A 24,138-nucleotide genomic window follows, 5' to 3' on the forward strand; every position below is an offset into this window, starting at 1 on the left:
GCTTTCTATTGTCTCACAAGGGGCAGAATTGCCCGACCCCTTCTTGTAGATGGTGTGAGACAGAATGAATCTGTTAGATCAACTAGTTCAGGTATTCAAAAACCTCGGAGCCATGGGCCAGACAAAGCTCATGGCGATGGCCGGGGTGACAATTATTTCTTTTGCACTTATTCTTGCCGGCGCATTCTACGTCAACAAACCAGCCTATGAGACCCTTTACGTCGGCCTTGAACCGATCGATCTGAACCAGGTTAGCATCGCCCTGGCCGAGTCCGGCGTCGATTTCGAAGTGGGTGCGGACGGGGCAAGCATCAGCGTGCCTGCCGGGATGACAAGCAAGGCTCGACTGCTTTTGGCCGAGCGCGGTCTGCCGAACAGCGCGAATGCCGGTTACGAGCTTTTTGATAATGTCGGTTCCCTGGGTCTGACCTCGTTCATGCAGGAAGTCACCCGCGTCAGGGCTCTGGAAGGCGAAGTGGCTCGCACGATCCAGCAGATCAACGGCATTGCTGCCGCCCGTGTGCATATCGTCATGCCGGATGTCGGCAATTTTCGACGCGGCGGCCAGACGCCGACGGCGTCTGTGATGATTCGGGCCTCATCCGAAGCGGGCCGCAAAGCCGCATCATCCATCCGGCACCTCGTTGCCTCATCGGTGCCGGGTCTTGATGTCGAGGACGTAACCATCCTGGATTCCATGGGCCAGCTGCTTGCAGCCGGCGATGAAACCGGTGGAGCCGCAAACCGCTCTCTGGGTGTGGTACAGTCTGTCCAGCAGGAAATCGAAACCAATATCGACAAGGCATTGGCCCCGTTCCTCGGTATGGATAACTTCCGGTCGAGCGTGACCGCTCAGGTCAATACAGACAGCCAGCAGATCCAGGAGACCATCTTCGATCCCGAATCGCGTGTCGAGCGGTCGGTGCGGATCACCCGTGAAGAACAGCGTTCGATGCAGCGGACTCCGGATACGGCGGCAACCGTCGAGCAGAATGTTCCTCAGGCCGCACCTGATGCTGGTGGCGCAGGTCCTGAATCGTCCGACGAACAGGACAAGAAGGAAGAGCAGACCAACTACGAAATCAACAGCCGAACCGTGGCCACTGTCCGCAACAGTTATTCGATCGAAAAGCTGTCTGTCGCGGTTGTTGTCAACCGCGGACGGATCGCCGCCATGGTTGGCGAGCCGGTCGACCAGGCCAAGATCGACGCTTATCTCGCCGAGATGCAGAAGATCGTGACGACGGCTGCTGGCCTCAATCCCGAGCGTGGCGATGTCGTTACCCTCACGGCCATGGATTTCCTCGAGAACCAGTTGCTCCAGGAATCCGCGACCGGCCCCGGGATCATGGAGATCCTGAGCCGCAACATTGGCGGCATCATCAACTCTCTCGCATTCGTTGCCGTTGCCTTCCTGATTGTCTGGATGGGTATTCGTCCGATGCTCCGCAGCGTCGGCGGTGGGGCGCCGGCAATTGCAGGTGGCGACGGTGAGCAGATGGCTGGTCTCGAACTGCCCGACTTCTCACCAGACCTTGGCGGTGCTGCTGGCGGTGCGTTGATGGATGGCTTCGGTGCCGACTTCGGTTTCGATAGCACCGATGATCTGCTCACCTTGGATGACGATCCGAACGGCGGCTTCAATCGCCGGGTCAAGGAAGGTCCGGAGCGGCGCCTTGCACGTATGGTTGAGCTGTCGGAAGAGCGGGCCGCCAAGATTCTGCGCAAGTGGGCAGTCGACAGGGCCGCCTGACGAATCACTGCCTCGCTGTCGAACAAAGAACCGCGCCGCGCCGGCGCGGTTTTCTTGTTTCATGGTCACACCATTTATCGCAGAATTCTCTTGTAATTGTGCGAAAGCATCGTCTTAAGTCGGGGATAGTATGTTTGTCACTGTGACCAATGTCGCTTTATATTTTATTCTTGCCATGATTCGTTGACGACATGAGGTCGATTCAACTCGGTCTGATTTGGGAGTGACAACTCGGTCCGGGTCTTATGATGAGCTTACTAGGTTTCCCGAGAGGCATCACGTGATGGACGCCGATACAGCTGCAAGTAACTCCGGCAAGAGGGTGCGAGCCGCATCCTCTCATGAGGATTTGCACGGCGCGTCTTCACGGGACATGCTGATATCACGCCTGATCGCGCCTGCGCAGGCGGGCAATATGGGCGCCTGCCTTCGCATCCTGAGCGCCTATGCGGGAGCGTCGCATTTTCTATTGGCTCGCTACGATCTCGTCCAGGAAACCGGCCTGGACTTCGTTGTTGCCTCCGACTGGCCTTTTGATTTGGTGCGGCGTCTTGATGCGGAGCTTTCGGCGACCTATTCCCGGTCAACCGAGCTTGAAAAGTGCATGGCTGTGCTGCAGCCGAAATACGACCTGCTCCCCGATGATTTGTTCGTTCCGGAAGGCATTAGCCGGCAATATTGCTCGTTTACGCTGAGTGTCGGGCGAACCCGGCTCGCGCTGATGTTCCTCTTTCCCGATGATTACATCATATCAGCCGAGCGGCTGCGGGAAGTCGGCTTGCTGGCGGGCTATGTCGTCAGCCTCTCGGTCAGCAAGGGGCAGAAGCCCGATCGTGACTTCGATCTGACGGAGCGGGAACTCGAATGTCTGTTCTGGATTGCCGAAGGCAAGACAAGTGATGAGATCGCGACGATTCTCGGTATCTCCAAGAACACGATCAACAACTACATCACAAGTGTGATGCGAAAGACTGCGACGAAGACCCGTTCGGAGGCAATTGCCTATGCGGTCCGCAACAATCTGGTTTAGAGGCGCTCATGGTGCAAACAACGAAAGCGGCGGGATCGGTTTTTGATGATGCCCCCTGGGCCAGCGGCAGAGCGGTGACATCCCGGTCCGATGTCTTTCCCAAGCTGGTATCCCTGCAGCGTCACCTGAACGCACGTGGTTTCGCAGCGTTTCGTGTGTCTGGAGCCAGCCTGCCGCATAAACGTCGCCTGCAGCCGGAATATGAGAACTGGAGTACCGGGCTTGGAGCGGGTCGCGAAGGCTTCCTTAATGCCTATGAGGACACGCTGCTTGCCCATATAGAAACATCCACGCTTCCTTTGCTCTGGAGCGCGCAAAACGACACCAGCTTCATTGAAGCATCGGATTTCACGCCTTTCGTCCAACAGATCGAACCCGCGCTGCTCAGCTATTCGGGGATCGCCTTTCCCGTAAGGCTCGGTGCGGTTGGGAATGGTTACGTGGTGTTCCCGACTTCCGGTGGGGTCGATCTTCCCGGGGAATTGATTCTGGCCGTACATAGCCGTTGCTACAAGGTCATGACTGACATTCTGTCCCTTGAGGAACGTCGTGTCAGTCAGGCTGAGGCACTCAGTGATCGCGAGATCGCCTGTCTGCAACTGGCAGGGGACGGACAGATTAGTGAAGAGATCGCTGAACGCCTTGGACTTTCGGTCCATACCGTCAACGCCTATCTCGGCTCGGCAACCATCAAGCTTGATTCCGTCAATCGCATTCAGGCAATCGCCAAGGCGATACGTCTTGGCTACATCACGTGATCCGAAAATTGCGGTAGAAGGGGACTGTTCAGCCGTAAAGCGGCGATGAACTGGTTTTGGCAAAGCGCGCTTCGTGAAGTCGTTCTTCAAGATGAAGTGTGTTTTCTTCAGGCGAGCGACCAGCCTCATGGAAGGCGATGTGATTGATCTCGAGCCCTGCCTGATCTTCCGTCAGTGTCAGGCGCGCATAAATGGTAATGTCGCGGGGTTTGATCTCCAGGTCCAGAGTAACGCTCGGCGGGCCGCCCCATTCGAGCCGATACTCGCCGCCAGTGCCAAACGTCACGGTGCCGGGGTGGAAGTAGAGTTCGGCGGCAGACGACACCAGGTCGGCAATGTTTCCATAGAGTTCGAAGCGCAGCAGTGAAATCAGATCAGCTGCATCGAGTAGCCGCAATTCGCTCGCAACTGGGCTGATCGCCTCGGCTACGATACGTTCACGCTGGTGAGTAAATGAGCATTTCTTCATTATGGCTGGCGCATCCGTCTCTTGTTGGCCTTGGACGCATAGACCCGGTGAACGAGTTCTGCGACCGCCTTGTAGAATATCGACGGGATAACGCTATCCACCGAGACTTGCGCAAACATGGAGCGGGCGAGTGGCGGGTCCTCAAAAATGGGGATGTCGTTTTCCTGGGCTATTTCACGAATTCTGAGCGCGATGAGATCCTGTCCCTTGGCAATCACGACAGGCGCTTCGTTTTCCTCACGCACATAGCGCAGAGCGACAGCATAATGGGTCGGATTGGTGATTACGAGGGTCGCGCGCGGCACGCTTGATATCATACGACGGCGGGCCCGATCGCGCGCAATCGATCGCTGGCGGGCTTTGACAATGGGATCCCCTTGCGACTGTTTGAACTCCTCCTTGACTTCATGTTTCGTCATACGCAGCTGTTCAAACCAGTGGTAGCGCGTCCAGAAGAAGTCGACAGCTGCAAGAAAGGCGGTCGCCAGCAGGATGATGATCATCATCTTGTGGAGGATCGAATCGAACTTCACAAAGATGACCTGGGGATCGGAAAACATTGCATCAAGAGCGCTGAAATAATCACTTCTGAGCGCGACGATCATGATGATCGAAACCACGACGATCTTGAAGAGGGACTTGCCGAACTCGACGAGGCCCTGGATCCCGAATATCTTTTCCCACCCCTTGAAAATGGAGACTCGCGATGACTGCGGACGAATGCGCTCGAAGATCAGCGCAGGGAAATTCTGCAATGCGTTGGAGCCTATCCCGAAGACAAAGAAAATCAGCAGTGCCGGCGCCAGAAGCGCCAGCATTTCCCAGCCAATGATTGTGAAAAGTGAAACAACGTCGGTGGCCGTCCCGATCTTCCACTGCTCGGGACGGTCAAGAAACTCGCGCAAAAACTGCGCAATCCGTGCTATCCCGTCATGCAGGAAAAAAACGACGTAGATGTAGAAGCCGAGTGCAGAGGCAAAGATCGGTATCTCGCGTGAGGAGGGCGTGTTGCCCTTCTCCATGGCATCGCGAATCTTTTTCTCTGTCGGATCTTCTGTTTTGCTGTCCTTGTCCTCATCGTCGGACACGTCCGCTCCCCTCCTTCAGGGGTTTACCGGTCCGAATCTGCATGACCGATAATGCGAGGTCGACACCAAAGATGGCAATTTTCTGCCGTTTCGCCCTTGGTGGAAAAAGTTACGCCTGCGCCGATCCTGGTTCAATCATGGCGCAGGCGTTCAAGGTCTTTTTCAACAGTCTGACACGGAATTTGCGATATCAGGCGGCTTGATCGCCGCCTTCCGTGTCCTTCAACTGGATCTGCCCGGCATTTGCGAGGCGAATCGCTTCCTGCGCGACTGCCCGACGGGCGATTGCAATCTCACGCGGATTAATGCCGGCCGTGCCTGCCTGCAGATCTGATTCGATCATGCGGCGTGAACGGGGGCTGATGGATGACAGCACACATTCCTTGATTTCCGCACTGGCGCCGCGTAGCGCCATGGTCAGAATGTCGCCGGAGATGTCGTTCAACAGCATGACGCGGCTGCGCTGCGGCATGACGAGAAGGTCCTCGAACAGGAAGATCTTCGGGCGGACCTTGTTGACGGCCTCCTTGCTGATCGATTCGAGCGACTGCAGAAGGGTATCGACTTCGGGCTTCTCGAGCTCGTTCATCAGTTCGGCGACCTTGGCCGATCCGGTCGAATTCTTCTCGGCCTCGATTTCGGCGATCAGGTCATGAACCCTGTTCTCGATGATCTGCGCCGCCTTGGAGCTGACGTTCTTCAGATTGACCGTCCGGTTCATGATGTCAGCGCGACGGCTCTCCGGCAACTTGAGCAGTACCTTGGCGCCAAAGGATGACGGCAGCATGGAGAGGATATAGGCTACGGTCTGCGGATGCTCCCGCATCAGGAACTTGGCGATGAAGTCGGGATCGGCATCCTGCAGACGATCCCAGATCGATGCTTCGAACGCCTGGAAAGCGGTCCGACGACCCAGAAGCCCGTCCACCTCCTCTGGCGTCAACCCCTCTTCCAGGATGCTTTCGATGGCCTTGGCATTGTCCATAAGGCCTGCACCCTCGGTGAACAGGTCCTCAAACTCGTTGACGAGTTCGGTCAGTTCATCCGGTGGAATGGTGCGAAGCGTCTGGGCAGATGCGATGATCATCTGCAGTTCTGCCTGAGTGAAGTATTTCAGCAGCTTGCCGGCAACACCCTTTCCCATGGCCAGCAGCACTGCGGCTGCCTTGTCGGCCTGGGAAAGCGGTTTACCGGAAACTGGGCCGCCAAAATCGTCAAAGTCCATCATGGTCTTTCCTCTCTGGCCCGTTCATGGGTCAGGACTTCTTGGTGCCCATCACTTCTATGAGCTTGACACCAAAACGCGTGTCATCATTTTCGAGAACCGTGATTTCACCGCGTGCAATCTTACGGCCATTCACCATGATCTCAACAGGTTCGCCAATCTTCTTGTCGAGTGCAATGATGGCACCCTCTTCCAGGCTCATCAATCCGGACACCTGCATGCGACTTGATCCCAGAACGATCTGAACATCGATCGGGATGTCCATGATCAGGTCCAGATTGGCCGTCAGTGCGCTTCCCGGAGGCTGTGATTTGGTACCGCCATCGGAGCCGAAGGCATCGCCACCGAAATCGCCACCACCAATCGCGTCTCCACCGAACGCGTCACCGCCAAAATCGCTGCCGCCACCGAAATCGCTTCCAAGGCCCGTATCGCTGCCGAAATCCGACGAAAAAGCAGAAAGATCATCGGACGGCGTGTCGTTCAGTCCAAAATCAGAACCGAGGTCACTTCCGAAATCGCCGCCGAGATCGGGAAGGCCGCCCTCGGCATCGGCCTTCAAAACACCGCGCAGATCGTCGACAGCCTGATCGAAATCGGCGTCGCTTCCTGGCATCGCCAGGGGATCGTCATCGGGGGTTGGGGTCTTCTTGGGTGCCATGAGATCATTATTCCTGTCGAAACTTGCCTCAAACTGCCCATCTCGGACAGCAGGACATGTCGGGCTAGTTCATCAAATGCCTTAGAATTTCATCTTCGCTACTGACATTGTCCTTTACCCGGACCGTGTAGTGCTCCCCGGCGCGTCCGAATTCACATCGGTACATGTCCTTGCTGTTGGCGCTGACATCGACCATGACATCCCCAATGTCCTTGAAGGGGATGACATCGCCAACCGCAAGACAAGAGATTGTCTTGAGGGTCAGGCTTTCCAGACGGATACGCGCTTCCAGCATGACCTGGGATCGCCGGACTTGCTCGGCGATCTGGTCCTGCCACTCCTTACGGGTCTTGGAGCCTTGGTTCTTGGATTTCGGGGTCGTCACAACCGTCTTCAGCAGCGCCTTTTGCGGAATGACGAGATAGAATTCGGATGCAATCGTGCCCAGTTCGATGCCGAGCTTGATCGTCGCGGCATATTCGTCGACGTGATCCTCATCGAACTTGGGCATGTCTTCGGCATTGCGCGGCTTCTCGACAAGAGGCTCAAAGCCGCCGCTTGCATTGACGCCGGAGCGCAGCACATTGGCGATCTTGTCATAGACCATCGCCGACAGATCGAGTTCGATATGCGAAAGCGGTCTCTGGATCGGCTCCTCGATCGTTTCGGGAAGGGCGCCAAGCAGGTTTTCCATCAAGGTGATGACGAAACTGTTTCCGCAGGCGAGATAGAAGCGCGGTGACCAGTTCCGCAGGGATGCCTCCACGATGCTGACATTGTCACCAAGATCGGCGATGAGATCCGTCATCATTCCGGTTTCATGCCCGTTGTAATGAACGGAAACGGTCAGGCCGGTTTCGCTGTGGATGATGTCCGGCAGAAATTCGGTGTAGAGCAGGCCGAAGTCGCTGCAGAGTTTCGCAAGCGTTTTCTTGTCTCCAAGCCCGCCCGTCAGCATGGCAAGCAGGGCTTTGTCGATCTTGGGTGCGGTTTCAATCGTCTCGTCGCTCATGATCATGCTGCCTTGCTGTCGCCACCACCACCGGGATTCATCATTTCCTGCTCAACGGCGTCGATCGACGGACGCTCGTGGGCAGAGATGGTCTTACGGCCATATTCGAGCGCCACCTGCGGAACCGAGCCGTTCATATAGGCCAGAAGTGTCTGCTTAACGATGATGTAAAGGCGATGCTGCTTCGTCCGGACGACCTTGATCTGCGCAATCAGCGGGCTGACAAGGCAGTAGGAGAGGAAGATACCCAACATCGTTCCGACAAGCGCCGCGCCGACCAGGCCGCCGATGACTTCCGGCGATTCGTTGATGTATCCCATGGTCTTGATGATGCCGAGAACCGCCGCAATGATACCGATGGCCGGAAAGGCGTCGCCGACGGTGTTCAGCGCATGGTAGGGCTTCATCTTGTCGTAAAGGATCGTTTCGATCTCTTCGTCCATCAAGGCTTCGATCTCATGGCTGCGGGCATTTCCGATGATGATCAGCCGGACATAGTCGCAGATGAAAGATGTGAGTTCCTTGTTCTTCAGCAGGTTTGGCGCGGCGGTGAAGATGGAGGATTCTTCCGGGTTGTCGATATGGGCTTCGATTTCGTTACGGGACTTGGTGCGCAGGTCGCGCATCAGCGAGTAGAGAACGCCGAGGACATCCAGATAATCGCGCTCTTTCGGGACCTTGTATTTGAAGGCTTCACCGACCGCCTTGCCGGTGTCTTTGATGACCTTCATCGAATTGGCCATGATAAAGCCGCCGACGCCGGCCCCGCCGATGATCAGCAGCTCGAACGGCTGATTGAGAACTGCGAGCTTGCCGCCCATGGCCATGTAACCGCCAAGGACGCAGCCCAGAGTTATCACAAATCCGACGATGATATTCATTTTGCCCGCACCTGAACGTTACAACTCGGGCCAAGCGTTACGGTCTGTGCCTTGCGTGAGGCTGAATCGCGCCTGTTCATTGTTTGTCAACCTCCAGACAGCTTCGCACAAGCCATTGCGGTCAATAAGAGCGATAAAGGACGTAGTTTAGGATAGTCCTATGAAAAGGTGCACAGACCGTGACCACGACCTATACAAATTACAAGTTGATCACGCAGAACCTCGACAAGACGATGGAGCGCGTGGCCAAGCAGCCTGATGTGGCTCGGGAGACGGAATACTACCTGTCCAAAATCGGCGACGTGAAATCGATCGACGACTTCATGGCAGACAGCCGTCTCTACAACTATGCCTTGAAGGCGCACGGATTGGAAGACATGGCCTACGCCAAGGCCTTCATCCGCAAGGTGCTTACGGAAGGCGTCTCCAATGATGAAGCCTTTGCCAATCAACTGACCGATAGCCGCTATGCCGAACTGGCCAAGGCTCTCAACTTTGAGGCCTTCGGTGCTGCGGCGACGGCATTTGATTCCGCGCAGAAGGATATGGTGTCCAGGTACATGCGCCAGACCCTTGAAGCCGATGCCGGTAACGACAACACCGGGGTCCGCCTGGCGCTTTATTTCGATCGCAACGCCTCGAAGATCAAGAGCGGCATGGATATCCTGGCGGATGATGCGCTGGCCCAGGTCGTTCGTACCGCTTTGCAAATCCCCGACGAAGTTGCGGCATCGGATATCGACAAGCAGGCGGGCTATCTGGAAAAGCGTCTCGACATCGAGAGCTTCCAGGATCCTGAAGAGGTCAGCAAGTTTCTCGAACGGTTCACCGCTCTTTGGGAGCTCGATAATCCGTCCGAGCCCTATGATCCGCTTGCCGTGTTCGGAAGCTCTTCCGGTTTCGGGATTTCGGCGGATCTTCTCATTTCAATCAATTCACTGAAACGCGGAGGCAGTTAAATTGCAATCCGGACTCTACGTATCCCTGTCCTCGCAAATGGCGCTTGAGCGTCGCCTCACCACGATCGCCGACAACATGGCGAATGTGAACACCGTCGGATTTCGCGCGACCGAGGTAAAATTTGACGAAATACTGAGCAAGACGCGCAACGATCTGAATGCCAGCATCGCTTTTGTGTCTCAGGGGAACGACTACCTTTCGACGAAAACCGGTGACCTTCAGCATACGGAAAATGTGCTCGACTTTGCCATCAAGGGTGACGCCTGGTTTGCGATCGAAACCCCGGTTGGTCAGGTTCTGACCCGTGATGGGCGCTTTACGATGACAGACACCGGAGAGCTGGTCTCCGTTCGTGGCTATCCCGTTCTTGATGCTGGCGGCGCGCCGATCCAGCTGAACCGTGCTGGCGGACCTCCGGAAGTGGGCGCCGACGGCCAGATCTTGCAGGATGGACGTCAGGTCACAAGCCTCGGCCTGTTTACGGCTGACCTGACCCAGGGCTTCCTTCGTTTTGAGAATAGCGGTGTGACCACTGTCGACAACCCGCAGCCTGTTGTCGACAATCCGGAAATTGCGGTCATGCAGGGCTATCTGGAAAGCTCCAATGTCAACGGGATCCGCGAGATGACCCAGCTCATCCAGGTCAACCGCGCCTTTGAAAGTATCAGCTCACTGATCCGCGATAGCGAAAATTCCCTGAGCCAGGCGATCAGGACCCTCGGTGGAAGTGGCAACTGACCCTGATTGAACAGTGACGAACGGACCATGATGGACGCTCTCCCGATCTCCCCGAAACTCAGCCAGCTTGCAGGGCTGGTCGGGCGCTATGCGAAACCGGAATATTCGGTGACGCAGGGTGGACATGTGCGCACGATCGCCGCAGGACACTACACCGTGACCGGGCTGTCCCGGCATGTTCGTCTGGGCGAGTTTGTCGCCCATCGTTCACCCTCGGGAATCCATCTGGGCGAAGTGGTGCGGGTAGAGCCCGACATAGCCTATGTCTGTCCGATCGAGCCTGGCGAACCGATCGGTATTCATGATGTTGTCATTCGCAAAGGTGCGTTTCGGATTGCTCCGGAAGACAGTTGGTGCGGTCGCACCATCAATGCCCTTGGCGATCCGATTGATGGTGGCGCACCGCTGAAGCCCGGCGACATCCGTCGCCCGATCTACGCAACCGCACCACCCTCCATGACGCGCCGTCGTGTCGAAGAGGCTTTCCGAACGGGAGTGCGCGCGATCGATATCTTCTCGCCACTTTGCCTTGGACAGCGCCTAGGCATCTTCGCAGGCTCGGGCGTCGGCAAGTCGACCCTACTGTCGATGTTGGCGCGAGCTGATGCGTTTGATCGTGTCGTCATCGCATTGGTTGGTGAGCGTGGCCGCGAAGTGCGGGAATTCATCGAGGATACGCTCGGGGAGAACATGGCCAAGGCCGTGGCGGTCGTCGCAACCAGCGATGAAAGCCCGATGCTGCGCAAAATGGCGCCGCTGACTGCCATGACAATTGCCGAACACTTTCGCGACAAGGGTGAAAACGTCCTCTTCATCGTCGATAGCGTCACCCGCTTTGCGCATGCTATCCGTGAAGTTGCGACCGCTGCTGGCGAACCGCCGATTGCTCGCGGCTATCCGGCCTCAGTTTTCACGGAACTGCCGCGACTGCTTGAACGGGCAGGTCCAGGTGCCGAGGGGGCTGGTACGATAACGGCGATCATTTCGATCCTTGTCGACGGTGACAATCACAACGATCCGATTGCAGACTCCACCCGCGGCATTCTCGACGGCCATATCGTCCTGGAACGCAGTCTCGCCGACGAAGGGCGCTACCCGCCGATCAATCCTCTGTCCTCGATCTCGCGTTTGGCGCGCAAGGCCTGGAATCCCGAGCAGGAGAAACTGGTCTCGCGGTTGAAGGCACTGATTCATCGCTATGAAGAGACGCGCGATCTGCGACTGATCGGTGGCTATCGCAACGGCAGCGATCCGGACCTGGACATGGCGATCAAGCAGGTTCCGGTCATCTACGAGGTCTTGAAGCAGACACCGGCTGAAAAACCGGCGGCAGACGCCTATGCCGACCTCGCCAACGCATTGAAAAACGCGGTCGCCAACCAGCCCGGCGGCATGAGAAGGTAGAAAACGTGACAGATTTCGACGACGACGAAGGCATCGAGGCCCCGAAGGTCGAAAAGCGACAGAGGGTGCTGACGGTGGACCGCATGATCGGCGGCACCGGGATTGCGCTTGCCTGCGCGGCTGCATTGTTTCCCTGGTATGTCTTCTTCAATGAAGAGCAATTCGGGGTGCGTCTCGCTGACTGGGGGCCGACACGCGATCTGCCGGAAGGCCCGGGGCGCAATGTCTTTAGTGTTTCTCCCGCGGCTCTTGTCGACAATGACGACGACGAGGAAGACAACTCAAATCAGGTGATTGTTGACCAGATCACGACGGCAACCATCCCGACCCTCGGCATCGAGCGACCCGAAGGCCTTGAAGCGCCCTTGATGCAACCTTTCCCTGGTCGAAGCAGCTTTCGTCTGCTGCATGTGGCCAACGGTCGAGCGCTCATTGAGGATACCTCAGGAATGTACATGGTGCGGGTCGGATCGATCCTCCCGGACAACAGCCGCGTGGCGACCCTTGAGCAGCGTGACGGCAAGTGGGTGATCGTGACGTCAACGGGCGAAGTCTACGCCAATAACTGACCGGAGCTTCTGGCTGGGCAAGTCCCACGCAAGATTACAGGCCTAGGCTCCGGTTAGTAAAAGACGGAGTAAAGCCTATGAACCCCATCCAGTTGTTTGAACTGGCATCCAAGCAAGCCGAGTGGCTGCAGGTGCGTCAGCAGGTTGTGGTTGGCAATATCGCGAACGCCAATACGCCGAAATATACGGCCAAAGATATCACCCCGTTCAGCGCCGTGCTGGATAACACCATGCCATCGCAGCGCATGGCGACCACGCATCCGGGTCATATGGAGGCCTACGCGCTGTCGGACGAGAACATCGATGTCCGGGAAGCCAGGCTGAACAATGAGATCGGGATTCAGGAGTCCGGAAATACCGTGGCTCTGTCCCAAGAACTTTCCAAGACTGGCGAAATCAAACGCCAGCATGAACTGAACACCTCTCTGGTGTCCTCCTTCCATCGCATGATGTTGATGACGGTGAAACGCTGATGTCTGATCCCTTAAGTGCAGCCTCTAGAATTGCAAGCAGTGGTCTCGAAGTCCAGTCCACGCGCCTGCGTATCGTATCGGAGAATATCGCCAACGCTCGCTCGACGGGCGACACTCCCGGTGCCGATCCCTATCGTCGCAAAACGGTGACTTTCGGTACGGAGCTTGATCGAGCCATCAATGCCGAACTGGTGCAGGTGCGCAAGCTTGGTGTCGATCTCTCGGATTTCATCGAGGAATACGATCCCGGCAATCCCGCAGCCGACGAGCGCGGTGTGGTGAAAATGCCAAACGTGAACATCCTTGTAGAGATGGCTGACATGCGCGAAGCCAATCGCAGCTACGAAGCCAATCTTCAAAGCATCAAGCAGACACGCGAGCTCGTGTCCCAGACGATTTCACTTCTGAGGGCCTCGCAATGATTGAAGCTGTTACGAGCATCGCATCGCTGTCCAAGGGACGCGGCCTCGAATCGCTCAGCGAAACAACGACAACAACGACCGGTATTTTGGGTGGGCAGCCTGTACAGACGCCCGGTATGGTCGATGGCCAGTCCTTTGCGAGCGTCATGAGCAACATGGCGACGACAGCCGCCAATAACCTCAAGGCGGCAGAGCAGGCCTCTTTCGACGGAATGACGGGCAAGGCGCCTTTGCGTGAAGTCGTTGATGCGGTCATGGCTGCCGAACAGTCGCTCCAGACGGCAATCGCCTTCCGCGACAAGGTCGTCAACGCCTATCTCGAAATCACCAAGATGCAGATCTAGTCAGCAGGGAATCATTAGATGAGAGCGCTCGCAATTGCAGCCACCGGCATGGATGCCCAGCAGACCAATCTGGAAGTCATTGCCAACAACATCGCCAATATCAACACAACGGGTTACAAACGGGCTCGCGCCGAGTTCACCGATCTGCTTTACCAGACCGAGCGGGCCCAGGGCGTGCCGAACCGCGCAAACCAGGCCATCGTGCCGGAGGGCGCCAATATCGGTCTCGGTGTTCAGACTGCAGCGGTGCGCAACATCCATTCGCAAGGGCAGCTCGCGCAGACCAGCAACGAGCTGGACCTCGCCCTTGTCGGAAGAGGCTGGTTCCAGATCGAGTCGCCCGATGGCACCACCCTTTACAGCCGCTCGGGTGCCTTCAACACCAATGCCGAAGGCCAACTGGTTACGATTGACGGCTACATCGTTACCCCGCAGATCAATGTTCCGCAGGACGCCAGTGAAGTGATCGTCTCCCGTACCGGGCAGGTTCAGGCCCGTATCGGCAATGACGCGGACTTTACCGAGCTTGGTCAGTTGACCATCGCGAACTTTGTCAACGAGGCCGGTTTGAAGCCGCTCGGCGACAACCTCTTTGCCCAGACGGCAGCTTCGGGTGAAGCGATTATCGCAGCACCGGAAGATCCTGGCTTCGGCTACATCAAGCAGGGCTATCTGGAATCGTCGAACGTCGATTCCGTCCGTGAAATCACGGATATGATCTCGGCCCAGCGCGCCTATGAAATGAACTCGAAAGTCATCCAGACTGCAGACGAAATGGCTCAGATCGTCAGCAAGAACCTGAAGTAATCCGACGGAGGCAAACATGACGTTTCGCCAGAAAAACAGGACAGCCAAAGCAATCAAACTTGGCGTGCTGCTATCGGCAGCGCTGCCGGTCCTGGCGCTTGCGCAGGGGACGGCAGTCGTGCCGGTGCAGATCATCTATCCTGGCGAAACCATATCCTCCTCACAGATCAATCAGGTGGATGTCACCAACCCGAACCTGACCGGCGGCTATGCCAAGACCAAGGGCGAGGTGATCGGCATGGTCTCTACCCGGACGTTGCTGCCGGGCCGGACCATTCCGCTGAGCGGGCTGCGTGAACCCCATGCGATCAAGCGCGGCGCCAATGTTCGTCTGACTTTCTCCATCGGCAATATGGTGATCAGCGCCTCGGGCACGCCGTTGACGGACGCTTCGGTCGGTGACGTGATCCGCGTCCGCAACATCGATTCCGGTCTGATCGTGTCTGGCACGGTCATGGCCGATGGCACCGTGCAGGTAATGTCCAAATGAGATGGCTGTCAGTTTCCCGTATCACGTTTCTGGCGTTGGCACTGATCATGCCGGGTCTCCCACAAACCGCTCAGGCGTCGAACTCGCGCATCAAAGATATTGCATCATTGCAGTCAGGCCGTGACAACCAGTTGATAGGCTATGGTCTGATCGTTGGCCTGCAGGGAACAGGCGACAGTCTGCGTTCTTCGCCTTTCACCGAGCAATCGATGCGCGCGATGCTGCAGAACCTGGGAATTTCCACCCAAGGCGGCGCCTCCAACGCGGCAAACGTCGCCGCCGTCATGGTAACCGCAAATCTCCCGCCCTTTGCAAGTCCTGGCAGTCGCATTGACGTGACGGTCAGTTCGCTCGGAGATGCAACCTCGCTGCGAGGTGGCACCTTGATCATGACTTCGTTGACCGGGGCAGACGGCCAGATCTATGCCGTTGCCCAGGGATCCGTAGTGGTGTCCGGCTTCAACGCACAAGGTCAGGCCGCGGCAATACAGGAGGGCATTACCACGTCCGGTCGTGTGCCGGCGGGTGCCATCATCGAAAGGGAGTTGCCGTCCAAGTTCAAGGATTCGGTCAATCTCGTCCTGCAATTGCGCAATCCCGATTTCACAACTTCGTTGAGAGTGGCGGACACAATCAACGCCTATGCGGCAGCCAATTACGGTGCACCGATTGCCGAAGCGAGGGACTCAACGGAAATCGTTGTACAAAAGCCGCGAACGGCCGACCTCACCCGGTTGATGGCCGATATCGAAAACCTTGTCGTGGCAACGGATTCACCGGCGCGCGTCGTGATCAACGAGCGCACCGGAACGATCGTCATCGGCGCAGATGTGAGGATCTCCCGCGTTGCCGTCAGTTACGGCACACTCACCGTCCAGGTTACGGAGACGCCTCAGATCATTCAGCCGGAGCCATTCTCCCGTGGTGAAACCGCCGTCCAGCCGCAGACGGATATCTTCGTGCAGAAGGAAGGCGACGGCGTCGCGATCGTCGACGGGCCGGATTTGCGCACCCTCGTGGCCGGACTGAACAACATTGGCGTCAAACCGGACGGCATCATTGCCATTCTGCAAGGCATTAAATCGGCCGGCGCACTGCAGGCGGAGCTCGTATTGCAATGATGAAGACAAAATCCTCTCCCATTTTGCGAAACATTTTCTTCCTTGGTGCGATCTCGTTGGCGCCGGCCTTTGTCGATCAGGCGGTAGGGCAGCAGAGCCAGACGGAAACTCTGTCCGAGGCTGAGATCCGGCAATTCTGCACAGGCATCGCCGATGCCGCCCGGGACCAGCGCTATCTGCTGCAACGCCAGGAACTGGAAAAGCTCCAGGCCGATATTGATAGCCGTATCGCTGTTCTCGAAGAGCGCCGTGCCGAATATGAAGACTGGTTGTCGCGCCGCAATACCTTCATGCAGCAGGCAGAAGGGCAACTGGTCGAAATCTACAAGAACATGGCAGCCGATGCCGCCGCACCGCAACTGCAGGAAACCGATGTGCTTCTCGCTGCGGCCATCATCATGAAACTGCCTGCCCGCCAATCAAGCCTGATCTTGAGCGAAATGGAGCCACAGAAGGCGGCTGAAGTTGCTCAGATCATGTCCAGGGCAAGCGACCCGAATACCTCGAAGGATCCATCATGATTAAGCGCTTCCCGGCTTTGCTCGCCGTGCTGTTTCTCGCCGGTTGCCAGAGCCAGACCATCAAGGAAATCGGGAACGCGCCCTCGATGAGCCCGATCGGATCGGGCCTGCGCTACAGCCAGACACCGCAGATGGCGCTCTATCCGAAACAGCCCCGCCAGACGGCGAGCGGATATTCCTTGTGGAGCGATAGCCAGAGCGCGCTGTTCAAGGATGCGCGTGCCTTGAATGTCGGCGACATCCTGACCGTTAATATTGAAATAAACGACCGGGCTTCGTTCAACAACGAGACCGATCGCAGCCGCACCAATTCGAGCGGTATCAATTGGGATGCCCAGGCAAACATTCTCGGTCGTACGCTTCCGACGCTGACGGGTGATCTCTCGTCGGGTTCCAATACAAGCACATCCGGTGCCGGCTCGACCGAGCGTTCAGAGCGCCTGACATTGCTCGTGGCTGCGGTAGTCACCGGCATTCTGGAAAACGGCAATCTTCTGATCAGCGGCTCGCAGGAAGTGCGTGTGAATCACGAAATCCGCATCCTCAACGTCGCTGGTATCGTGCGTCCGCAGGATGTCGATGCCGACAACACGATTTCCTATGACCGCATCGCAGAAGCCCGCATTTCCTACGGTGGTCGCGGACGCCTGATGGAAGTTCAGCAGCCGCCTGTCGGGCAGCAGGTCGTAGATCTCTTCTCGCCGATCTGATTGCGACCGATTAGCATAGGACGACCTTTAAATGGATCCGATCGAGGAAACAGAAGGCAAGAAAAAGTCAGGCATCATGGCGCTGGCAATTCCGCTTGTCATCCTGACCATTGTTGGCGGCGGCGGCGGCTGGGTCATTGGCAACATGCTGGCTCCACAGGTGAAGCAGGCTGAGGAAGCGGCCGCGGCGAAAGAAGAGGAAGGCAAGGACGGTCATTCCGGCGAGGAAGAGGGCGGTATCGCCAAGATCTCCACCGAAGCGAACGGCGTTGTTGCCCTGGAACCGATTACTACCAACCTTGCCTATCCGTCCGAGAACTGGATCCGGCTTGAAGTGGCCCTGTTGTTCAATGGGGCGCCGGACGTGGCCATTGCCGAGGCGGTGCACCAGGATATTCTGGCATATATCCGCACCGTATCGCTGCAGCAGGTCCAGGGGCCGCGGGGCTTTCAATATCTCAAGGATGACATAGAAGAGCGAGTTGACCTGCGCTCCGAAGGCCGCGTATCGAAGGTTATGTTCAGAACTTTCGTGATCGAATGATTCGTTTTTTGACCTTCGCCACCATCATGATGATGGTGCCGGCGCTGGCCGTAGCCCAGCAATTGCCGACCGACATATTCAACACGCCGGTGGATGGTTCTGTCGCGGCCTGGATCATCCGCACATTCGGTCTTCTGACCGTTTTGTCGATTGCTCCCGGCATTCTGATCATGGTGACCAGTTTTCCGCGATTTTTGATCGCGTTCTCGATCCTGCGCACCGGCATGGGCCTCGCTTCAACGCCATCGAACATGATCCTGACAAGTCTTGCGCTGTTCATGACTTTTTATGTGATGGCACCCACGATGGATCGCTCCTGGCGTGAAGGCGTTCAGCCGCTTCTCGAAAGTCAGATCACCGAAGCCGAAGCGGTCAGCCGGATTGCCGAGCCTTTCCGCGAATTCATGATGGCGAACACCCGCGACAAGGACCTGGCCTTGTTTGTTGACCTTGCCGAAGAGCGCGGTCAGGCCGCAATTGTCGACGGGATGGTTGACTACCGGGTTCTGATCCCGGCCTTCATGCTCTCTGAAATCCGCCGCGGCTTCGAAATCGGCTTCCTCATCATTCTGCCATTTCTGGTGATCGACATGGTTGTCGCCACGATAACAATGGCCATGGGTATGATGATGCTGCCGCCGACATCCATTTCGTTGCCATTCAAAATCCTGTTTTTTGTATTGATCGACGGTTGGAATCTATTGGTCGGCAGCCTTGTGAGATCGTTCGCATAGTCGGCCGCAGCCGCATGCTATAAGCTTTGGCAGTTCGAGCCAGATCCCGTTATCGATGAAACAAACGTGATGTGACGATGGCGAGCGAAGCTTATGCAACTTCTTTACGGTCATGAGGCTTGATGATGGCACGGGCTCTCTCGGCTGAGCGGCAGGTCCGCATCAGCCGGAGCGCACCCGGTGCCTGGCTGCGTGCTCGCGCATGCACATTTGGAAAGGTCCGCATCCGCATCGGATCAGAACCGACCAGACATCCTGAAACATCGACGCGCCTGGTCCGATGTGCAGCTTGATCTCGATCCGCAAAAGCTCGTTTTCACAGACGCGACTGGTCTTCGAACGAAGATGGTCCGGCTGCGCGGGCGGGCAATTCGAGGTGAGTGCTGTCGAGCTGGCGTGCTGCATGGACATTCGCAAACAACGAGATTCGCCGGTGCTTTGCGCCTGAGCGGAATAGCCGCGCCGTTTGGCTATGACGGATCAATGAACCGCAACGTCTTCTTGTCCTATGTCGAGGAGGTGTTGCTGCCGATCCTCCAGCCCGGGGATATTCTTGTCATCGACAATATCCCCGCACATAAAGCATCCGGGGTGCGCGATACCATGGAACGCATGGGCGCCAAGCTCATGTTCCTGCCGCCCGACCGCCCCGTCTTTAACGCCTTCGAAAATGCCTTCTCAAAATTGGAAACCATGTCGCGGGCTGGGGCGGAGAAAAAGATCGACGCTTTGTGGGACAGTGTCGGTACATTCATGCCCTGATTCATCCCGGAAGAATGTGAACACGACTTCAAGGCTGTTGGATATGACCCGGATTGATCAGATTTGAGTCGCTTCCGACCGGGCCGGAAGCGATTTTGGTCCGTTTGCGCTTGTTTGCGAAACACAGCGTCAGGCAGAGGCACGTTTGGCTTGGCGCGACAACTCGGCCGGTATCGCAAGAAGCGGGAGTTCTGCAGCGTTCTGCTGGCTCTTTTCGGCAGATGATGCGAATGTTTGCGTGTTGAGAAAAGGTTGCGTCCGCTCCGGCAAGGCGGGCACATCAATATGGTCTGGCTCCATTCCCATTTTCGCGCGCTCGACCATCATCTCATATCCCCGCTCCAGATGGCGGCAAAAGCGTTCATGATCGAATAGCGGTTTCATCAGCCGGTTTTCCTTCAGCCGTCTGCTGTAGCCGGAGAGCCTTTCTCGATCATTGTAAAGTTCCACGGCAAGGCGGAAGTATTCCGCTTCGTTATCGGCAACTGTTTCGGGAAGCCCAATCGCGTTCAGCAGACTTTCGCTGACACGCGAAGCAAAATGTGTTCCCTTCAGGGTAAGGACCGGCAAGCCTGCCCACAATTGCTCCGAAGTGGTCGTATGACCATTGACCGGATAGGTATCGAGGCCAAGGTCTGCAAGCTCTATACGAGCCAAATGTGTCTCATAGGAAACGCGTGGGGTAAAGATTATACGCTCGCTGCCGATACCTGCGGCCCGCAGCTTCTTCTCCATGTTGAGATGTGATTCTTCGCTTACACACATCATCCAGATGATGCTATCGGGCGTGGCCTTCAGAATCCGGATCCATAAGTCGATCGTCTGCAACGATATTTTTCTCGTCGCATTGAATGAGGCGAAAACGAACTTGTCGTCCGGAAGGCCTGCTTCACGGCGTGTGATTAGGGTCGGGCGGGGCCGGTAGATCACATCATTGGGCTGGTAACTGTCCGGCAATCTGCAAAATTTTTCCCAGTAGTGGGGCTTTGCATGGTCCGGGAGAACAAAGCGGTCACCAATGACATAATCCAGATCCACGTTCACGGTTGACCCCGGGTAGCCGAGCCAGGCAACGTGAATGGGCGCGGGCTTGTTGTTGAGGATGGTGGCCCGGCTTTGTCGCGTATGGCCTTTCATTTCGACCAGAATATCGATGTCGTGCTCCCGGATCGTTTTGGCGGCCTGTTCGTTGGTCAACTCTCTGATGTTGACGATCCGCCCCCACTTTTCACGCACCGCGACAGGGTCGAGGCGGTTCTCGTCGGTGTAACAGAAGAGCGTTACGTCGAAGCGGTCGCGGTCATGTGATTCTAGAACGCCGCGCACGAGCTTCATCGTGGCATGAGGAACCCAGAAGTCCGAAGACAGATAGCCGACCCTGATCTTTTCGCTCCATCGATGGTGCTTGGAGCGTCGCGCTGCCGTTAGTTGAGGTGTAACCACCTTCTGGTCATGGCCGATCAATTTGTTGATGGATTCATCCGCGAGCCAGTGCAGGTTGTAGAATGGCGACTCTGTCGCCAGGAGTCGAGGATCCATGTCTTTGATCAAACGGTCGAGGACAGGCTGATACTGCGCCATGGCTGCGAAGTCGTTCACCTCGCGACATCCAATCATGTAAGCTTGGATCAGCACGATGCTTTTCGGGAACTTCTTGAGCAGTGTCTTGATGGTTTGTCGGTCTCGGCTGTCTTCTGGCATGTTGGATAGAAGCAAGACGGCGAGACTGTTGTGCTTGGTGTCTTTGCTTTCAGCCAGGATCGGGAGAAAAAGGCGAACGCTGTCTTTCTCCTTGCGCATCAGGAAGCTAGAGGCGATGATGAAAGCAAGATCAGCATTCTTCTGGGCCTTCGTGATCAAGGGCCTCGCAACACCGAGCGCCCTGTCATGATTGTTGAGATCAAACCAGATCTTCATGGCCTGTTCGCTGAACTCTTCGCATCGGTCGGGGTCCTCGGCGGCGGCCACCTCAAGTATTTCTGCCGCATCGGCATTCATCCCCTTCTTGAGGAGGATTTTTGCCAGGAGAGCGTATATTTTTGAGTTTCTTTGCTCGTCCAGCAGGTCGTTGATGGACCGCAGTGCATCGTCGTAATCACCACGCCTCATGCTTTTCTGAGCGGCAAGGAAGAGGGGATGATGTGACAAGGGACGCCTCCAAACCCGCAGATGCGGGGCTTACGGTTTGTTTTGAGCCGCCGGCGAGCCTAAGAGTGCAAACTTGCCCGAGGCCTTTGTTGCTGGCTCCGTCAAACCAATCGATTCCGTGCAATCCATTTAAGGGTTTGGCAATGAATCCTTGCGACTATGCTGACAGATGACGGGTTTGGTCTTGGTTTCGCGCCAGATCGAGTGGGCATGATGCCAAACGTCATTACCGGTAGTTTAGCCCGGTATGTCCCCAATTGTATCTCGTAACCAAGGGACTAAAGTTCATGACAAGCATTATGACCAACAGTGCAGCGATTGCTGCTCTCTCCACGCTTCGCTCCATCAACAGCAGCATGGAAGCCACTCAGAACCGGATCTCCTCCGGTTACCGTGTTGAAAGCGCGGCCGACAACGCTGCCTACTGGTCGATCGCAACGACAATGCGTTCGGACAACAAGGCCCTAAGCACTGTTAAGGATGCGCTGGGTCTCGGTGCAGCCACCACCGACGTTGCCTACACAGCATTGACCAGCTCAATTGATGTCGTTGACCAGATCAAGACAAAGCTAACGGCTGCATCTCAGCCGGGCGTCGACAAGAATAAAGTGCAGAAGGAGATCACGCAGCTGCAAGATCAACTTTTGTCGATTGCAAAATCGGCTTCGTTTTCTGGTCAGAACTGGGTTTTTAACGATCCCGCCAATGCCACCGGGACGCAGTCAATCGTGGGCTCCTTTAATCGTGATGCATCAGGCAATGTCAGTCTGACCACATTGCAATACAATACGGGAAGCTCGTCTTTGATTCTTATGAATGCGACTGGCTTTGATAACACTGGCGGAATACTGACAAGGGAGCGCACGACCCAAGAGTACGTCAACAGCCTAGGAGACACTGCCTCCGGTACCTTTACTGGTGTCATGCAGATTGATATCGAAAACGCCACTTTTGACGACCTGCAGCTAAGTCTGGTCGGTGTTGAAGCGGCTCTCCAGGACATGACAAATGCCGCAGCAGATATTGGCGCTCTGAACAGCCGTATCGACCTTCAATCCAGCTTCGTTGCTGACTTGATGGATTCGATTGATATGGGTGTCGGCAAGCTCGTCGATGCCGATATGAACGAGGAATCCACCCGACTGAAGGCCCTGCAAACTCAGCAGCAGCTTGGTATCCAGGCCTTGTCGATTGCGAACAACAGCTCTCAGAATATTCTGTCGCTGTTCCGTTAATACTTTTAGCTTTGGCTGGAAGTTTACAAAGCCGTGCCTCGAAAGAGGCGCGGCTATTTGTCGTGAAGTAAATTTACTTTTATTAACCAATATTAACTATAAATTTTTTCGCCTTGCTTACGCTTCGTTAAGCATAACACGGTTAATTCTTTCATCAAGCGGTGCGTCCGATGGTGAAAGGCCAGATGGACCGAGCATGAAGCTGAGCACCACTATCCGGCGCAGTACCGGAATGTCCTCAATCATTCCTTGCCAGTATAGAGGTACACCCAAATGACGAGTATCATGACCAACGCGGCAGCGATTGCTGCTCTCTCCACGCTACGTTCCATCAACAGCGATATGGAAACGACGCAAAACCGGATTTCCTCCGGTTACCGCGTTGAAAACGCGGCCGACAACGCTGCCTACTGGTCGATCGCAACGACAATGCGTTCGGACAACAAGGCCCTAAGCACTGTTAAGGATGCGCTGGGTCTCGGTGCAGCCACCACCGACGTTGCCTACACAGCATTGACCAGCTCAATTGATGTCGTTGACCAGATCAAGACAAAGCTAACGGCTGCATCTCAGCCGGGCGTCGACAAGAATAAAGTGCAGAAGGAGATCACGCAGCTGCAAGATCAACTTTTGTCGATTGCAAAATCGGCTTCGTTTTCTGGTCAGAACTGGGTTTTTAACGATCCCGCCAATGCCACCGGGACGCAGTCAATCGTGGGCTCCTTTAATCGTGATGCATCAGGCAATGTCAGTCTGACCACATTGCAATACAATACGGGAAGCTCGTCTTTGATTCTTATGAATGCGACTGGCTTTGATAACACTGGCGGAATACTGACAAGGGAGCGCACGACCCAAGAGTACGTCAACAGCCTAGGAGACACTGCCTCCGGTACCTTTACTGGTGTCATGCAGATTGATATCGAAAACGCCACTTTTGACGACCTGCAGCTAAGTCTGGTCGGTGTTGAAGCGGCTCTCCAGGACATGACAAATGCCGCAGCAGATATTGGCGCTCTGAACAGCCGTATCGACCTTCAATCCAGCTTCGTTGCTGACTTGATGGATTCGATTGATATGGGTGTCGGCAAGCTCGTCGATGCCGATATGAACGAGGAATCGACACGACTGAAAGCACTGCAGACCCAGCAGCAGCTCGGCATCCAGGCACTGACAATCGCAAACAGCAGTTCGCAGAACATTCTGTCTCTGTTCCGGTAGTCATTCGAACCCGGCTCCCTTGAAAGTTAGACTTGGCCGCATCGAATAGATGCGGCCT

At 56.1% G+C, this 24,138-nt stretch carries 27 protein-coding genes and 2 pseudogenes; 21 read left to right on the top strand and 8 right to left on the bottom strand.

Annotation, left to right across the window (positions count from 1 at the left end):
• Positions 1-64 precede the first annotated feature (64 nt).
• The 3 genes from fliF (at position 65) to visR (ending at position 3,541) form a co-directional block, all read left to right on the top strand.
• Positions 65-1,753 (top strand): flagellar basal-body MS-ring/collar protein FliF, encoded by a 1,689-nt coding sequence (gene fliF, locus FE840_RS07210; RefSeq protein ID WP_138285521.1) that lies wholly within the window; start codon positions 65-67, stop codon positions 1,751-1,753.
• Positions 1,754-2,036: 283 nt separating this feature from the next.
• A complete protein-coding gene (visN, locus tag FE840_RS07215) occupies positions 2,037-2,783 on the top strand; it encodes a transcriptional regulator VisN (protein WP_138285520.1) in 747 nt (248 codons plus the stop codon).
• 8 nt (positions 2,784-2,791) lie between these two features.
• Positions 2,792-3,541, top strand: a complete 750-nt coding sequence (gene visR, locus FE840_RS07220) for a transcriptional regulator VisR (protein WP_138285519.1) — start codon at positions 2,792-2,794, stop codon at positions 3,539-3,541.
• 28 nt (positions 3,542-3,569) lie between these two features.
• On the opposite strand, the gene FE840_RS07225 is transcribed toward visR, so the two are convergent.
• The 6 genes from FE840_RS07225 to motA all read right to left on the bottom strand — a co-directional run bounded on the left by FE840_RS07225 (position 3,570) and on the right by motA (position 8,877).
• Entirely contained in the window at positions 3,570-4,010 is a 441-nt protein-coding gene (locus FE840_RS07225; protein WP_138285518.1) for a hypothetical protein, read from the bottom strand.
• Positions 4,010-5,098: a flagellar biosynthesis protein FlhB gene (gene flhB / locus FE840_RS07230; RefSeq protein ID WP_138285517.1), complete on the bottom strand. Its 1,089-nt coding sequence runs from the start codon at positions 5,096-5,098 to the stop codon at positions 4,010-4,012. The genes FE840_RS07225 and flhB overlap by 1 nt, the downstream gene beginning before the upstream one ends.
• A 190-nt stretch (positions 5,099-5,288) precedes the next feature.
• Entirely contained in the window at positions 5,289-6,326 is a 1,038-nt protein-coding gene (gene fliG / locus FE840_RS07235) for a flagellar motor switch protein FliG (protein ID WP_138285516.1), read from the bottom strand.
• A gap of 28 nt (positions 6,327-6,354) precedes the next feature.
• On the bottom strand, positions 6,355-6,984 hold the full coding sequence (gene fliN, locus FE840_RS07240; RefSeq protein WP_138285515.1) for a flagellar motor switch protein FliN: 630 nt from the start codon (positions 6,982-6,984) through the stop codon (positions 6,355-6,357).
• Positions 6,985-7,048: 64 nt separating this feature from the next.
• Positions 7,049-7,996, bottom strand: a complete 948-nt coding sequence (locus FE840_RS07245) for a FliM/FliN family flagellar motor switch protein (protein WP_425502186.1) — start codon at positions 7,994-7,996, stop codon at positions 7,049-7,051.
• Positions 7,997-7,998: 2 nt separating this feature from the next.
• Complete coding sequence (gene motA / locus FE840_RS07250) at positions 7,999-8,877, bottom strand: flagellar motor stator protein MotA (protein ID WP_138285513.1); 879 nt, start codon at positions 8,875-8,877, stop codon at positions 7,999-8,001.
• Between the two features lie 179 nt (positions 8,878-9,056).
• Between motA and FE840_RS07255 the strand changes: the two genes are divergently transcribed.
• From FE840_RS07255 to FE840_RS07325, 15 genes and pseudogenes are all read left to right on the top strand, one after another.
• Positions 9,057-9,836, top strand: coding sequence for a DUF1217 domain-containing protein (locus FE840_RS07255; RefSeq protein ID WP_138285512.1), 780 nt, complete (start codon positions 9,057-9,059; stop codon positions 9,834-9,836).
• A gap of 1 nt (position 9,837) precedes the next feature.
• A complete protein-coding gene (gene flgF / locus FE840_RS07260) occupies positions 9,838-10,575 on the top strand; it encodes a flagellar basal-body rod protein FlgF (protein WP_138285511.1) in 738 nt (245 codons plus the stop codon).
• Positions 10,576-10,602: 27 nt separating this feature from the next.
• Complete coding sequence (fliI, locus tag FE840_RS07265) at positions 10,603-11,979, top strand: flagellar protein export ATPase FliI (RefSeq protein ID WP_138285510.1); 1,377 nt, start codon at positions 10,603-10,605, stop codon at positions 11,977-11,979.
• 5 nt (positions 11,980-11,984) lie between these two features.
• Positions 11,985-12,548: a flagellar protein gene (locus tag FE840_RS07270; protein ID WP_138285509.1), complete on the top strand. Its 564-nt coding sequence runs from the start codon at positions 11,985-11,987 to the stop codon at positions 12,546-12,548.
• Between the two features lie 77 nt (positions 12,549-12,625).
• Positions 12,626-13,021, top strand: coding sequence for a flagellar basal body rod protein FlgB (gene flgB / locus FE840_RS07275; protein WP_138285508.1), 396 nt, complete (start codon positions 12,626-12,628; stop codon positions 13,019-13,021).
• Positions 13,021-13,443, top strand: a complete 423-nt coding sequence (gene flgC, locus FE840_RS07280; RefSeq protein WP_138285507.1) for a flagellar basal body rod protein FlgC — start codon at positions 13,021-13,023, stop codon at positions 13,441-13,443. Before flgB ends, flgC begins: the two co-directional genes overlap by 1 nt.
• On the top strand, positions 13,440-13,787 hold the full coding sequence (fliE, locus tag FE840_RS07285) for a flagellar hook-basal body complex protein FliE (RefSeq protein WP_138285506.1): 348 nt from the start codon (positions 13,440-13,442) through the stop codon (positions 13,785-13,787). The genes flgC and fliE overlap by 4 nt, the downstream gene beginning before the upstream one ends.
• 18 nt (positions 13,788-13,805) lie before the next feature.
• Positions 13,806-14,594 (top strand): flagellar basal-body rod protein FlgG, encoded by a 789-nt coding sequence (gene flgG, locus FE840_RS07290; protein WP_138285505.1) that lies wholly within the window; start codon positions 13,806-13,808, stop codon positions 14,592-14,594.
• Positions 14,595-14,610: 16 nt separating this feature from the next.
• Positions 14,611-15,084 carry a flagellar basal body P-ring formation chaperone FlgA gene (flgA, locus tag FE840_RS07295; RefSeq protein WP_138285504.1) on the top strand — a complete coding sequence of 158 codons (474 nt, stop codon included), beginning with the start codon at positions 14,611-14,613 and terminating at the stop codon, positions 15,082-15,084.
• Entirely contained in the window at positions 15,081-16,205 is a 1,125-nt protein-coding gene (locus tag FE840_RS07300) for a flagellar basal body P-ring protein FlgI (protein ID WP_138285503.1), read from the top strand. The genes flgA and FE840_RS07300 overlap by 4 nt, the downstream gene beginning before the upstream one ends.
• Positions 16,202-16,726: a MotE family protein gene (locus FE840_RS07305; protein ID WP_138285502.1), complete on the top strand. Its 525-nt coding sequence runs from the start codon at positions 16,202-16,204 to the stop codon at positions 16,724-16,726. The genes FE840_RS07300 and FE840_RS07305 overlap by 4 nt, the downstream gene beginning before the upstream one ends.
• Positions 16,723-17,436, top strand: a complete 714-nt coding sequence (flgH, locus tag FE840_RS07310) for a flagellar basal body L-ring protein FlgH (protein WP_138285501.1) — start codon at positions 16,723-16,725, stop codon at positions 17,434-17,436. The genes FE840_RS07305 and flgH overlap by 4 nt, the downstream gene beginning before the upstream one ends.
• Positions 17,437-17,467: 31 nt before the next feature.
• Positions 17,468-17,980: a flagellar basal body-associated FliL family protein gene (locus FE840_RS07315; protein ID WP_138285500.1), complete on the top strand. Its 513-nt coding sequence runs from the start codon at positions 17,468-17,470 to the stop codon at positions 17,978-17,980.
• Complete coding sequence (fliP, locus tag FE840_RS07320) at positions 17,977-18,714, top strand: flagellar type III secretion system pore protein FliP (RefSeq protein WP_138285499.1); 738 nt, start codon at positions 17,977-17,979, stop codon at positions 18,712-18,714. The genes FE840_RS07315 and fliP overlap by 4 nt, the downstream gene beginning before the upstream one ends.
• A 125-nt stretch (positions 18,715-18,839) precedes the next feature.
• Positions 18,840-19,476 (top strand): annotated as a pseudogene (locus FE840_RS07325) (IS630 family transposase); the annotation flags it as partial.
• Positions 19,477-19,605: 129 nt separating this feature from the next.
• Here the strand turns inward: FE840_RS07325 and FE840_RS07330 are convergent.
• Positions 19,606-21,177 carry an O-linked N-acetylglucosamine transferase, SPINDLY family protein gene (locus FE840_RS07330; RefSeq protein ID WP_179028198.1) on the bottom strand — a complete coding sequence of 524 codons (1,572 nt, stop codon included), beginning with the start codon at positions 21,175-21,177 and terminating at the stop codon, positions 19,606-19,608.
• A 186-nt stretch (positions 21,178-21,363) separates the two neighbouring features.
• On the opposite strand from FE840_RS07330, the gene FE840_RS07335 reads away from it, so the two are divergent.
• Positions 21,364-21,519 (top strand): hypothetical protein, encoded by a 156-nt coding sequence (locus tag FE840_RS07335; RefSeq protein WP_171033637.1) that lies wholly within the window; start codon positions 21,364-21,366, stop codon positions 21,517-21,519.
• On the opposite strand, the pseudogene FE840_RS21180 reads toward FE840_RS07335, so the two are convergent.
• Positions 21,472-21,585, bottom strand: a pseudogene (locus FE840_RS21180) (hypothetical protein); the annotation flags it as partial. The gene FE840_RS07335 and the pseudogene FE840_RS21180 overlap by 48 nt on opposite strands.
• Before the next feature lie 326 nt (positions 21,586-21,911).
• Here FE840_RS21180 and FE840_RS07340 point away from each other — a divergent pair.
• Complete coding sequence (locus FE840_RS07340) at positions 21,912-22,859, top strand: flagellin N-terminal helical domain-containing protein (protein ID WP_138285496.1); 948 nt, start codon at positions 21,912-21,914, stop codon at positions 22,857-22,859.
• Between the two features lie 273 nt (positions 22,860-23,132).
• Complete coding sequence (locus tag FE840_RS07345) at positions 23,133-24,080, top strand: flagellin N-terminal helical domain-containing protein (protein ID WP_138285495.1); 948 nt, start codon at positions 23,133-23,135, stop codon at positions 24,078-24,080.
• The last annotated feature ends 58 nt before the right edge of the window (positions 24,081-24,138 follow it).

The sequence above is a fragment of the Peteryoungia desertarenae genome (genome assembly GCF_005860795.2).
Lineage (GTDB): Bacteria > Pseudomonadota > Alphaproteobacteria > Rhizobiales > Rhizobiaceae > Allorhizobium > Allorhizobium desertarenae.